The 13299-nt window shown below is 72.4% G+C and carries 8 protein-coding genes and 1 pseudogene; 7 read left to right on the forward strand and 2 right to left on the reverse strand.

Annotated features, from left to right (window positions below):
- The first annotated feature begins 127 nt into the window (after positions 1-127).
- The 6 genes from steA (at position 128) to AB0C36_RS31425 (ending at position 7294) form a co-directional block, all read left to right on the forward strand.
- Complete coding sequence (steA, locus tag AB0C36_RS31400) at positions 128-1309, forward strand: putative cytokinetic ring protein SteA (protein WP_358360725.1); 1182 nt, start codon at positions 128-130, stop codon at positions 1307-1309.
- Complete coding sequence (locus AB0C36_RS31405) at positions 1306-2442, forward strand: copper transporter (protein WP_358360728.1); 1137 nt, start codon at positions 1306-1308, stop codon at positions 2440-2442. The genes steA and AB0C36_RS31405 overlap by 4 nt, the downstream gene beginning before the upstream one ends.
- Complete coding sequence (locus tag AB0C36_RS31410; RefSeq protein ID WP_358360731.1) at positions 2439-3368, forward strand: hypothetical protein; 930 nt, start codon at positions 2439-2441, stop codon at positions 3366-3368. Before AB0C36_RS31405 ends, AB0C36_RS31410 begins: the two co-directional genes overlap by 4 nt.
- Before the next feature lie 193 nt (positions 3369-3561).
- A complete protein-coding gene (gene murJ, locus AB0C36_RS31415; protein WP_358360734.1) occupies positions 3562-5289 on the forward strand; it encodes a murein biosynthesis integral membrane protein MurJ in 1728 nt (575 codons plus the stop codon).
- On the forward strand, positions 5282-6415 hold the full coding sequence (locus AB0C36_RS31420; RefSeq protein WP_358360737.1) for a glycosyltransferase family 4 protein: 1134 nt from the start codon (positions 5282-5284) through the stop codon (positions 6413-6415). Before murJ ends, AB0C36_RS31420 begins: the two co-directional genes overlap by 8 nt.
- A gap of 165 nt (positions 6416-6580) precedes the next feature.
- Entirely contained in the window at positions 6581-7294 is a 714-nt protein-coding gene (locus AB0C36_RS31425; RefSeq protein ID WP_358360740.1) for a hypothetical protein, read from the forward strand.
- Positions 7295-7452: 158 nt separating this feature from the next.
- Here AB0C36_RS31425 and AB0C36_RS31430 read toward each other — a convergent pair whose 3' ends face one another.
- Both AB0C36_RS31430 and AB0C36_RS31435 read right to left on the reverse strand, forming a co-directional pair.
- Complete coding sequence (locus tag AB0C36_RS31430; RefSeq protein ID WP_358360743.1) at positions 7453-8763, reverse strand: DUF2254 domain-containing protein; 1311 nt, start codon at positions 8761-8763, stop codon at positions 7453-7455.
- A gap of 424 nt (positions 8764-9187) precedes the next feature.
- Positions 9188-10978 (reverse strand): annotated as a pseudogene (locus AB0C36_RS31435) (glycoside hydrolase family 15 protein); the annotation flags it as partial.
- 521 nt (positions 10979-11499) lie between these two features.
- Between AB0C36_RS31435 and pyrG the strand changes: the two are divergent.
- A complete protein-coding gene (gene pyrG, locus AB0C36_RS31440; protein ID WP_358360756.1) occupies positions 11500-13236 on the forward strand; it encodes a CTP synthase in 1737 nt (578 codons plus the stop codon).
- The last annotated feature ends 63 nt before the right edge of the window (positions 13237-13299 follow it).

Here is a 13299-nt window from a genome sequence, read left to right on the forward strand (position 1 = left end):
GCCGGTCACGAGGCCATAACGGGTTGGGTACGGCCGTGCACCGGGCGTCCGCGCACCGTGTGAAGGCCGCCATAGGAGCGGTCGGTACCCGCCTGACCAGGACAGTTCGCATGGCAGGATGACCGCGATGAGGATTCCCGTGCTGCGTCGACGCCGCGAGCCCGAGTACGAGGGCATCGCCGGTCCCGCACGGCTGGACCGCCGCACCAAGAACCTCACCAAACGCCTGCACCCGGGCGACATCGCGGTGATCGACCACGTCGACCTCGACCGCGTCGCTGCGGAGGCGCTGATCGCCTGCCGGCCGTCGGCGGTCGTCAACGCGTCGGCGTCGATCAGCGGGCGCTACCCCAACCTCGGCCCCGAGCTGATCGTCGCGGCGGGCATCCCGCTGCTCGACGCGGTCGGGCAGGGCGTCATCGGGCGGCTGCCCGAGGGCGAGTGGGTGCACATCGAGGACGACATCCTCTACCGCGGCGACAAGCCGATAGCGGTCGGCACGATGCTCGACAAGGAGTCGGTGCGCGCCGCCATGGAGGAGGCCCGGGCGGGGCTGTCCGTGCAGATCGAGGCGTTCGCGGCGAACACGCTGGAGTACATCCGCGAGGAGCGCGACCTGCTGCTCGACGGGGTGGGCGTACCGCCGATCAAGACGCGCATGGACGGGCGGCAGGTCCTGATCGTGGTGCGCGGCTACCACTACCGCGAGGACATCGCGGCGCTGCGGCCGTACATCCGCGAGTACCGGCCGGTGATGATAGGGGTCGACGGCGGGGCGGACGCGCTGCTGGAGGCGGGTTACCGGCCGCACATCATCATCGGCGACCTGGACTCGGTCTCCGACGAGGCGCTGCGGTCAGGGGCGGAGATCGTGGTGCACGCGTACCGCGACGGGCGCGCCCCGGGGATGGAGCGGCTGCACGAACTGGGGCTGGACGGCGTGCCGTTCCCGGCGACCGGCACCAGCGAGGACATCGCGATGCTGCTCGCGGACGACAAGGGGGCGAACCTGATCGTCGCGGTCGGCACGCACGCGACGCTGGTGGAGTTCCTGGACAAGGGCCGTGCGGGCATGGCCAGTACGTTCCTCACCCGGTTGCGGGTGGGCGGCAAGCTCGTGGACGCCAAGGGCGTGAGCCGCCTCTACCGCAGCCGCATCTCGACGACGTCACTGCTCCTGATGTCGCTGGCCGCATTGACCACCATTGCGGTGACCATCAGAGTCAGCCCCTTGGGCCAGGCGTACTACCACGTCTACCGGGCGTACTGGGACTCGTTCGTCTACTGGCTGCAAGGAATCTTCGGTTGATCGACTTCCGGTACCACGTCGTCTCCATCATCGCGGTGTTCCTGGCACTGTCGGTGGGCCTTGTGCTGGGCAGTTCGTTCCTCGCGGACTTCGCCAAAGATGACCTGAACAACAGGATCGACGGCCTTGCGCGGGACGCGGCGGCGAGGCAGAGGGAACGGGACGCCGTTCAGGCGGAGCTCGAGAAGACCGGCACCTTCATCTCCGCCACCAAGCCCGAGTTGGTGGCGGACAAGCTGAAGGGCAAGAGCGTCGTCCTGGTCAACCTGCCGGACGCGGACACCGATATCACCGACGAGACCGACCGGACGCTGGCGGCGTCGGGTGCGACGGTCACGGGCGTTGTGTCGCTCAAATCCGGCTGGGTCGATCCCGCCAAGGAGACCGCGCTCGGCGACGCCGTCGACTCGGACTTCCCCGGCGCGACGTCGTACGAGCGGGCGGCCGCCGCGCTTGCGGACGCTCTCGTGCACAAGACGGCCACGCCCACGACGCCCACGGGTGGGGCGACTTCGACGCCCGGGACCACGCCCCCGCCGTCCGCGGGTGCCCCGTCCGGTCCGCCGCCGTCCGGAGCCCCGACCACGGCCCAGGGCACCCCGAACCCGGGGGCCACCTCAAGCCTTTCACCCGGCGGCAACGCAAACGGCAGCGACGCGACCGCGAGCGGGGAAACACCGCTCGCCGTCCTGAACCGCCTCAAGAACGCCGGTTTCATCGAGATCAAGGGCAATCCGGAGAAGGGCGCGACCCTCGCGGTCGTCGTCGCTCCCGCGGGGCCGGTCAAGGCGAGCGACCCGAGCCGCGTCGGCACCGTCAACGGCATCTACATCGGACTGTCGCGCACCCTCGACGCCTCTGACGACGGTACGGTTCTGGCCGGGGACACCACCTCCGCCCAGGACGGCGGCACCGTCTTCGCACTGCGTCGCGACGAACGTGCGATCAAGTCGGTGTCCACCGTCGACGCCGCCGACACCGATGCGGGCCAGGTCTCCGTCGACTGGGCGCTTGTGGTCGAGGCGGAAACCGGGAAGTCCGGGCAGTACGGGCTGACCGGGCCGGACGGCTGGCTCCCCGCACTGCCGGAGAAGAAGCCCGAGACGACCGAGAAGCCGGAGAATACGTCGTGAGTTCGGTTCGGCGCGCGGTGCGTACCGCGCTGGTCGCGGGTACCGCGGCACGATTCGCGTACACCATGCTCAACCGCTTCACGCCCGGTGAGGCCGCGCTGTGGGAGCGCCGCAACCACCGCGGCGAAGTGGTCACCCTCGTCGAGGGCCCGGCGTGCGCGGTGGGCGCGGCGCTGGCCGCCGCGACCGCGCCCGGGGTGCCGGGCCGGCACCGTGCGGCGGCGGCTCTGGCGACCGTGGGGGCGGCCGGGTTCGGGACGTACGACGACATGCTGGGCGCGACGGACAAGCGCGGCTTCAAGGGGCACATCGGTGCGCTCGCCAAGGGCGAGGTCACCAGCGGCATGGTCAAGGTGCTGGGGATCGGCGCGACCGGCCTTGCCGCGGGTTCGCTGGTGCAGCGCAAGCCGGTCGACAAGCTGCTGGCCGGGCTGGTGATCGCGGGCGGCGCGAACGTCGTCAACCTGTTCGACCTGCGTCCTGGCCGGGCCGCGAAGGTGACGCTGATGGCGGGGGCGCTGCCGGTGCTGCGCGGCTCGCGGCTCGCGGCCGCCCCGGTCGGCGCCGCCGCGGCGCTGCTGCCCGAAGACCTGGACGAGAAGGCGATGTTGGGCGACGCGGGCGCGAACGCGCTCGGCGCGGCGCTCGGTGTGGCCGCGGCGGCGGGCGCGTCGCGGCGCGGACTGGTCGTCCGGGCCGCGGTGTTGGCCGGGCTGACGCTGGCGAGCGAGAAGGTCAGCTTCACCAAGGTCATCGCGAAGACGCCGTGGCTGAACACGATCGACATGCTGGGGCGCCGGCCGGTCGCGCCGCCGCTCCCGGCAGATTCCGCGGTCGGGAACGGGACGGCCGGGACGGCCGAGGCGGGGACGACCGCGGCGTCATCCGGGGGCACCGGGTCGGCCGGGCAGCCGGTGGCGTCGTAGGTCCCATGCCGGCAAGTCCGATCATCGGGCGGCGCCTGTGGACGGCCGCGCGCACCGAACGCCCCACTTCTGGTAGACCCCCGGAGTGGGGGCTGTGTGCATACGACGAAAGTCGCGCCCCGACCGACACTTCGGACCGGGCAGCAGCCCGCGTGATCGCGCGCGGGCCCACCGGCATCGCCGGGCGGTCCTCGTGACGCCGGACGCGGGGCGGCCGGACCCCGGCGGCCACGCGCCGCCGCCCCCCTCCGACGGCACCGCGACAAACCGCCCCCGGAAACGGCGCCTCGCCCGCGGGCTCGCCGGGGCCGCCCTGCTCATCGCGGTCCTGACGGTACTGGCCCGCCTCGCCGGCTTCGGCCGGCAGATCGTCTTCAACGCGGCCGTCGGCCAGACCGCGGTCGGCGACGCGTACACGACCGCCAACTACGTCCCCAACATCGTCTTCGACATCGTCGCGGGCGGTGCGCTCGCGAGCCTGGTCGTGCCGCTGCTCGCCGGGCCCATCGCGCGCGGCAAGGACGACGAGACGACGCGCACCGCCTCCGCGCTGCTGACCTGGACCGTCCTCATCCTCGTGCCGGTCACGGCGGCCGGCATGGCGCTCGCGCGCCCGCTGATGGAACTCCTGCTGCGCGACAAGGCCGACGTCCCCGGCATGCTCGACCTCGCGAGCGGGCTGCTGCTGGCCTTCATGCCGCAGATCCTGCTGTACGGCCTGGCCGTCGTCTCCGCCGGCATCCTCCAGGCCCACCGGCGCTTCACCGCCGCCGCCGTCGCGCCGCTGGTGTCGAGCCTGGTGGTGGCCGCCGCGTACGTCGCCTTCGCCGCCGGGTACGACGGCGACGGCCAGGACCCCGCGGGCGTCCCGCACGGCAGCGAACTGGTCCTCGGGCTCGGCACCACCGCGGGCGTCCTCGCGCTGGCGCTGTGCACGCTGGTCCCGCTGCGCGGCACCGGCGTGCGGCTGCGGCCGACGCTGCGCTTCCCGGACGGCGTGGCCCGCCGCGCCCGGCTGCTCGCGCTCGCCGGCGTCGCGACGCTCGTCGCCCAGCAACTGGCCACCGTCACCGTGCTGATGCTGGTCAACGCGCACGGCCCGGAGGGCGGGGCGGTGACGTACCAGAACGCGTGGATGCTCTACTCGCTGCCGTACGCCATCCTCGCCGTCCCGATCGCGACCAGTGCCTTCCCGCGGCTGAGCGCCGCCGCCCACTCCGGCGACCACTCCTCCTTCGCCGCCACGGCCGCCGCGACGACGCGCGCGGTGCTGCTCGTGTCGTTCGCGGGGGCCGCGGTGCTGGCCGCGGCGGCGTACCCGATCGGGGCGTTCTTCGCCCGGCTGGGCGACGGCGGGACGGACCCGGTCGTGCTGGCCCGGGCACTGGTGGCGTTCGCGCCCGGGCTCGCGGGCTACGGCCTGGTCGCGCACCTCGGGCGCGCCCTCTACGCGCGCGGTCACGGACGCGCCTCCGCGGGCGCCGTCGTGCTGGGCTGGGCGGCCGTCATCGCGGCCGACCTGGCGCTGGTGCCGAACGTGCCCGCCGACTGGACCGTGGCCGCGCTGGGCCTCGGCAACACGATCGGCATGACGGTCGCGGGGCTGCTGCTGGTCGCCGCGACGGCGCGTACGTCCGGCCGCGACGCCCTGCACGGTGTGCCGCGGGCCGCGGGTGCCGGCCTGCTCTCGGCGGCCGCGGGCGGCGCCGCGGGCGCCGCGCTCGCCGCCGCGGTGGGAACGGGCGGTACCGCATGGACGTTGATCATGGGGACGGTGGCCGCAATAGTGGGCGTGGCGGTTTTCGCCGCGTCGGCGTACGCGTCGGCGGGGCGGGACATCCGCGCACTGCTCCGGCGCCGGGGCGGGCGCGCGGGCGCCTCCGGCACGGACGTCCGAGACGCGAAGGAGAACCGTGGCTGACGGTACGCCGCAGGAACGCGCCAGCAAGCCCGCACGCCTGCGGGCCGTCCTGGTCCTGGCCACCGCCGTGGGCGGCGCCGGCGCACACGTGCGTTCGCTGGCCGCGGGCCTCACCGCGCGCGGCGTCGCGGTCACCGTCGCCGGGCCGGGCTCGGTCGAGGAGCACTTCCGCTTCACCGACACCGGCGCGCGCTTCGCGGAGGTCGAGATCTCCACCGCGCCGCGTCCCGCCGACGTCGCCGCGGTACGCGCGCTGCGCGAGGCGTGCGCGGGCGCGCACGTCGTGCACGCGCACGGACTGCGCGCCGGCCTGGTCGCCGGAGCCGCGGTCGGCCGGCACCGCCCCGGCCGCCGCCCGCTCGTCCTCACACTGCACAACGCCGTCCTGGCCACCGGCCCCAAGGGGGTGCTGACCCGGCTGATGGAGGGCCGGGCGGTCCGGGCCGCAGACGTCGTCCTCGGCGCGTCCGGAGACCTCGTCGCCCGCGCGCGCAAACTCGGTGCCTCGGACGCCCGCCTCGGCCCGGTCGGCGCCCCGCCGCTGCCCCCGCCGCGCCGTGACCGCGACGCCGTACGCACCGAACTCACCGGCGCGGACCGCCCGATCGTGCTCGCGGTCGGCCGTCTCGCGCCGCAGAAGGCGTACCCGGTGTTGCTCGACGCCGCGCAGGACTGGAAGGGCCTCGACCCCGTCCCGCTCCTCGTGGTGGCGGGCGACGGTCCGCTGCGCGACGAGCTCCAGGCCCGTATCGACGCCGACTACCTGCCGGTCCGCCTCCTCGGCCACCGCTCCGACGTCGCCGACCTGCTCGCCGGGGCCGACATCGCGGTGCTCGCCAGCGAGTGGGAGGCCCGCTCCCTCGTGGTGCAGGAGGCGCTGCGCGCGGGCGTCCCGGTCGTCGCCACCGAGGTCGGCGGCACCCCCGAACTGGTGGGCGACGCGGCGGTCCTGGTGCCGTACGGCGACTCCGCCGCGCTCGGCTCCGCGGTCGCCGACCTCCTGGAGGACCACCGCAAGCGCGAACTCCTCGCCGAACTCGGCCGCGTGCAGGCCGAGTCCTGGCCCGACGAGCGCGACACCGTCGAGCAGGTCCTGAGCGTCTACGAGGAACTCGGCCCGCTCTGACGCCCGCAGGACGCCTGGACCGCCGCGCACCATGGGCGTTCGCCGCGGCACCGGGGTCTGCGCACTTCGCTTCCGGGACACTCGGGCGCGTCGTCGCCTGCCCTGGCCGTGCACGGCGGCCGCGCGCAATGGACGACGGCGCTCCCGGCACTAGCATGCCGCGTCATGGACTCGCGTAACTCCGGGCGCTTCGTCGCCGCAGGTGTGGTGGCCGCGCTTCTGCTGGTCGTGGGATTCGGCAACCAGTGGTTGTGGGAGGACCTGCTGACCAAGGACCTGACGGATGACGACTCCGCGTCGCACGTCCTCATGTGGTTGAACACGCCGCACTGGATCGTCGACAAGAGCGGTCCGTTCGCGAGGTTCGCGGGTGCGGACGTGGCCGCCTGTCTCGTCGGCGTCGGGGCGCTGCTGGCGACCGTCGCCGTCGTGCTTGTCTCCGCGTCGCGGCGCCGGGGCTTCAACCCGCTGATCTCGGGCTGGTTCTCGCTGGTGGCGGGCGGGGCGGCGTACAGCGTCACAAGCTACCTGGTGTCCGGAATGCCGAGCGGTACGGCGGGCGGTGCGTCCGCGGACGAGCGAACTCTCGCGATGGGACTGGACGTTGTCGCGGCCGGCGCCGGATACGGCCTGCTTGCGGGCTGGTTCGTCGGCATCGTCTGCGCTTTCGCCGCGGCGGGCGGCGGGTTGCGGACGCTCTTCCTCGCGGCACCGCACGACCCGGCCGGGTGGGGGCCCGCGCCGAACCCGCCCACGCCGCCGATGGCGCCGTACGGTTCCCCCGCGCTGCCTGCCCAGTGGCCGCCGCACGCCCAGACACCCCCGCAGTCCGCGCAGACACCTCCGCCGCCCCCGCCCACGCCTCCGCGGCACCCCTGACCCGGCAGGTCCGACCCGGCGGTTCCGAGACCGTCGTTGGGCGCGTCTTCCCGCTTCCCTGACAAGGGATCGCCGGTTCGCCACGTACATTTCGCCACGCACATTTCGACGCGTACCGACAGCTTTGTCAGGTACTCGCCTCGTGATAGGTGTCGGGCTCAGCCGATGCCCTGGCGGTCCGGCTGCAACGCGAACGCCCGGTCGGGCACGTCGCGGTACGCCGCCTCGACGGCCTCCCGCAGCAGCGTCTTCTGTCGCTCGAGCGGGGCCCTGCGGTGAGCGGGGGCGATCGCCAAGAGGTCGTCCAGCGACGCCGCCAGCCGCCGGGTCACCTGCGGTGAACCCGCCCCGAACAGCCGTGTCTCGGTGTACGCGAGGTCGACCACGTCCGACCATTCCGGCACCGCCTCGATGACGCGTACCGCGCCTTTGCGGTCGCAGTGCGCACGGGTGCCCAGCGGCAGCCGTACGGCCGCGACCAGCAGCAGGTGGATGCGGTCGAACGCGTTCACGGCCGTGGTCGGATCGTTGACAGCCGGCGACAACGCCCGCGCCGAGATGTCGGACAACTGCCGGAAGCCGAACGCGAAGTCCTGGTGCATGTTGCGCTCGGTGCCCAGGTGCAGCGCCCGGGCGAGCTCGAACGGCGGCGGAACCGGGTCGCCGCCGTACACCTCGACCAGAGGGGTTCCGTTGACGAGGAAGTCACCCACCCGGGCGACGAGTTTGACGACGCAGTCGTGCCGCCGCGCGACCCGTGCCAGCCGGTTCACGTCGACGTAGCGCAGGACGCCGCCCGGCCCCCAGTAGTCGACGACGGCGACCGGCACGCCCATCTCGCCCTGGTCCGCGCCGTGTTCGAGGTACCACAGCTCGCGGGCGGTCTCGCCTGCCACGGTGGCGATCACGTGGGTGACGCGCATCATGCGCAGCGTCGAGTCGACGTACACGACGAACAGCACCAGACAGGCGATGACAAGGCCCATCGCGATGAACGACGAGATGAACGGCTTGGCCTCCTCCGCCGTGAAGCGGCCCTTCTGCACGCGCAGCGCGAACAGGAACGTGCACAGGAACAGCGCGAAGGTGATCTTGGTGACGCGGTTGCGCACGTACAGGCGGATCACGCGCGGCGTGAAGCTGGACGCCATTTGCAGCGCCACCAGCGTGATCGAGAAGACGACGCCGATGAACGTCAGCATCGCCGAACTGATCGTGCCGATGACCGTCGCGCCCGCGCCGCCGACGTTGTCGATGTACTCCAGCAGGCTGCTGTCGTCGGTGTCCACGGCGTGGTCGTGGATCTCGGCGTCGATCGTCAGCGTCAGGGTGGCCAGGAAGAACCCGCACGCCAATCCGACGACGGGGGCGAACAGGAACGAGTCGCGCAGGCGTTCGCGAAGCGTCGGGAACGCCCGCCGCCGCGGCGCCCGCGGCAGCACCCGCCACTGCGGCGCCGGCACCCGCACAGGCCCCACCCCGGGCCCTGCCTCGGATCCCGCCCCAGGTCCCGCCCCAGGTCCCGCCGTAGGCCGCGGCGCGTGCTCCCGCGACGCACCGCCGCCCGCCCCGCCGTCCGCGCCGCCGTCCGCCCCGTCGCCCATCGCCCCATTAGGGCACGCGCCGACGGAGCATGCCCTGCGCTGCTACTCCGTCGGCGCACCCGTTTGCGGCGATCGGGTGAAGGCCGGGTGCCGGGGGATGCGTACGGCTCGCCGCCGTACGCCCGTCTCAGGACCGTCCGCCGGCCTGCCCGTCGGGGTGTTCCGCGGCCGCAGCGGCCACTGTGGGGGCCTCGGACGCGTCGGGGGTGGTGGGGGACTGCTGGAGGTGGCGGCGGTCGTTGGGGTGGCGGGGTGGCTCGGGCTTCTGCTGGTCCTGCTGCCACAGGGTGGTCAGGCGCAGCGCGGTGTCGATCAGCGGCACGTGGCTGAAGGCCTGCGGGAAGTTGCCGACCTGGCGCTGGAGGCGCGGGTCCCACTCCTCGGCGAGCAGGCCGAGGTCGTTGCGGAGCGCGAGGAGGCGTTCGAACAGTTCGCGGGCCTCGTCGACGCGGCCGATCATGGCGAGGTCGTCGGCGAGCCAGAACGAGCAGGCCAGGAAGGCGCCCTCGTCGCCGGGGAGGCCGTCGAGGCCGATGCCGTCGCCGTGGGTCGGGTAGCGGCGCACGAAGCCGTCCTCGGTCAGCTCGTGCTGGATCGCCTCGATGGTGCCCACCACGCGCTTGTCGTCGGCGGGCAGGAAGCCGACCTGCGGTATGAGCAGGAGCGCGGCGTCCAGTTCGCGTGAGCCGTAGTACTGCGTGAAGGTGTTGCGCTCGGCGTCGTAGCCGTATTCGCACACCTCGTGGTGGATCTCGTCGCGGACGGTGCGCAGTTGGTCGAGGGTGGCCTCGGTCGCGCCGGTGCCGTCGAGGGTGTCGGTCTCCAGCATGCGGATGGTGCGGTCGACCGCGACCCAAGCCATGACCTTGGAGTGCACGAAGTGGCGGCGGGGGCCGCGGACTTCCCAGATGCCCTCGTCGGGGGTGCGCCAGTGGTCCCCGACGAAGTCCATGAGCCGCAGTTGCAGCTGGTGCGCGTTGCCGTGGCCCTCCATGCCGGCCAGGCGGCCGTGGTGGAGGGCGTCGACGACCTCGCCGTAGACGTCGAGCTGGAACTGCTCGGCGGCGGCGTTGCCGATGCGGACCGGGCTGGAGTTCTCGTAGCCGGGGAGCCAGGTGGCCTCGTACTCGGTGAGGCGGCGCTCGCCGCCCACGCCGTACATGATCTGGAGGTTCTCGGGGTCGCCCGCGACGGCCCGCAGGAGCCACTCGCGCCAGGCCTTGGCCTCTTCGAGGAAGCCGGTGCGCACCAGGGCGGAGAGGGTCATGGCGGCGTCGCGCAGCCACGTGTAGCGGTAGTCCCAGTTGCGTACGCCGCCCATGTCCTCGGGCAGCGAGGTGGTGGGGGCGGCGACGATGCCGCCGGTCGGGGCGTACGTGAGGGCCTTGAGGGTGATCAGCGACCGCACGACGGCGTCGCGCCACGGGCCCCGGTAGGTGCAGCGGTCGACCCAGTCCTGCCAGAACCGCTCGGTGTCCTCGAGGACTTCCTCGGCGTCGGTGGTCAGCGGGGCGTCGACGTGCGAGGGCCACCAGTTGAGGATGAACGCGTGGCGCTCGCCGGGGCCGACGGTGACGTCCGCGTAGGTGGTCATGCCGCGCCCGTACGCCTCGGCCTCGCTCTGCAGCCACACCGAGTCGGGGCCGGCGACGGCGACGGTTCGGCCGTCCGGGTGACGTCGCACCCAGGGGACGACCTTGCCGTAGTGGAAGCGCATGCGTATCTCGGAGCGCACCGGGACGTGCCCGGAGATGCCCTCGACGATGCGCACGATGGTCGGTGCGCCGATGAGTTCGTCGGAGGGCGGCATGAAGTCGATGACGCGTACGGAGCCGCGCGGGGTGTCCCACTCGGACTCCAGGATCAGCGAGTCGCCCCGGTAGCGGCGGCGGGCGGCCTGGCCGCCGGACAGCGGCGCGATGCGCCAGTAGCCGTTCTCCTCGGTGCCCAGGAGGCCCGCGAAGACGGCGGGGGAGTCGAAGCGGGGAAGGCAAAGCCAGTCGACGGAGCCGTCGCGGCTCACCAGGGCCGCGGTCTGCATGTCCCCGATGAGGGCGTAGTCCTCGATGCGATTGCTCACGCGGAATCCGTCCTGCCGACGTACGGCCGTCGCGCTGTTCAGAGGCGGGTGTGGTGTTCAGGCGGTGCAGAAGGGTGTTGTTCGAAAAGGTGCTGTTCACCGGGTGAAAAGCGTTCGACAAGCCGTGCAGATGTGAAATTCGGGGGTCGTCCGCCGGGCGCCCCGCCGACCCCCGGCGGTCGCTGCGGACCCTTGATCAGGGTAGTCCACGTGAGTCGGTCATGAGACCCGCTCCGTGACTCTGCGTGGCCTTCGTGAGGGACTTCACCCTTAACTGTCCGGTTTTTCTGCTATTTGTCACAGCGGTTGGGCTGCGGCGGTCACGCTCCGAATATGCCGGATCGTCCTCCGTGGTGACGGCCTCGCCTACGGGACGTTGTCGCCGCTCGCTGTTACTCTGGTCTCCCGTGGACTTCTAGGGACTCTCCAAACCTCTTTGTCGAGGTGCCCTCTTGTCGAGGTGGAGCCTCCCCGTCGAATTCCCTCCTCGAATCACGACCCACGGGAGCCCCTCCTTGGCAGTGCCCCAGACGCCCGGCAGTCCGACGCACGGCGCGCGTTCGTCGATCCGCACCCGGCCGACCAAGCACCTTTTCGTCACCGGGGGTGTCGCCTCCTCGCTCGGCAAGGGGCTCACGGCATCCAGCCTCGGCTCGCTGCTGAAGGCGCGCGGCCTGCGGGTGACGATGCAGAAGCTCGACCCGTACCTCAACGTGGACCCGGGCACGATGAACCCGTTCCAGCACGGCGAGGTGTTCGTCACCAACGACGGCGCCGAGACCGACCTGGACATCGGACACTACGAGCGGTTCCTCGACGAGGACCTGCACGGCTCCGCCAACGTGACCACCGGCCAGGTGTACTCCTCGGTGATCGCCAAGGAGCGCCGCGGCGAGTACCTCGGCGACACCGTGCAGGTCATCCCGCACATCACCAACGAGATCAAGTCCCGCATCCGGCAGATGGCGACCGAGGACGTCGACATCGTCATCACCGAGGTCGGCGGCACGGTCGGCGACATCGAGTCGCTGCCGTTCCTGGAGTCGGTGCGGCAGATCCGCCACGAGGTGGGCCGGGACAACGTGTTCTTCCTGCACGTGTCGCTGCTGCCGTACATCGGCCCGTCGGGCGAGCTCAAGACCAAGCCGACCCAGCACTCGGTCGCGGCCCTGCGCTCGATCGGCATCCAGCCGGACGCGATCGTGCTGCGCGCCGACCGCACGGTGCCGGCCGAGATCAAGCGCAAGATCTCCCTGATGTGCGACGTCGACGAGGAGGCCGTGGCGACGGCGATCGACGCGCCGTCGATCTACGACATCCCCAAGGTGCTGCACTCCGAGGGACTGGACGCCTACGTCGTACGCCGCCTCGGGCTCAACTTCCGCGACGTCGACTGGTCGACGTGGGACGACCTGCTGCGCCGCGTGCACCAGCCGGAGCGCGAGGTCACGGTCGCCCTGGTCGGCAAGTACATCGACCTGCCCGACGCCTACCTGTCGGTCACCGAGGCGATCCGCGCGGGCGGCTTCGCCAACAACGTGCGCGCCAAGATCAAGTGGGTCACCTCCGACAACACCGACACCCCCGAGGCGGCGGCGCGCGAACTGGCCGACGCCGACGCGGTGCTGATCCCCGGCGGCTTCGGCGACCGCGGCGTCGAGGGCAAGGTCCAGGCGATCAAGTACGCGCGCGAGAACCGCGTCCCGACGCTCGGCATCTGCCTCGGCCTCCAGTGCATGGTGATCGAGTCGGCCCGCTCGCTCGCCGGGCTCGACGGCGCGAACTCGCTGGAGTTCGACGAGAAGACCGCCCACCCGGTGGTCTCGACGATGGCCGACCAGCTCGACATCGTGGCGGGTCAAGGCGACCTGGGCGGCACGATGCGGCTCGGCGAGTACGAGGCGAAGTTCGCCGACGGCTCGATCGCGGCCGAGGTCTACGGCGCGGACCACAGCTTCGAGCGGCACCGCCACCGCTACGAGGTCAACAACGCCTACCGCAAGCAGCTGGAGGCGACCGGCATGGTCTTCTCCGGCCTGTCGCCGGACGGCCGCCTGGTGGAGTACGTCGAGCTGCCGCGCGACGTACACCCGTACTTCATCGCCACGCAGGCGCACCCCGAACTCAAGTCCCGCCCCACGCGCGCGCACCCGCTCTTCGCGGGACTGGTCGCGGCTGCGGTACGGCGGGTCACCGGCGCGGACGGCGTCCTGGGCGCGGACGGCACCGGCCGCGAGGCGGCCGAGGTCGCCGGCTGACGGCAGCCCACGCCCGACGCGCACCGAACACGGAGCGGGGGCGGCACCGGACGTCCGGTGCCG

It is taken from the genome of Streptodolium elevatio (genome assembly GCF_040649515.1).
Classification (GTDB): domain Bacteria; phylum Actinomycetota; class Actinomycetes; order Streptomycetales; family Streptomycetaceae; genus Yinghuangia; species Yinghuangia elevatio.

Excerpts from the sequence above, each read along its gene's own strand:
- steA (WP_358360725.1), top strand. The coding sequence starts at position 128 with ATGAGGATTCCCGTGCTGCGTCGACGCCGCGAGCCCGAGTACGAGGGC.
- AB0C36_RS31425 (WP_358360740.1), top strand. The coding sequence starts at position 6,581 with ATGGACTCGCGTAACTCCGGGCGCTTCGTCGCCGCAGGTGTGGTGGCC.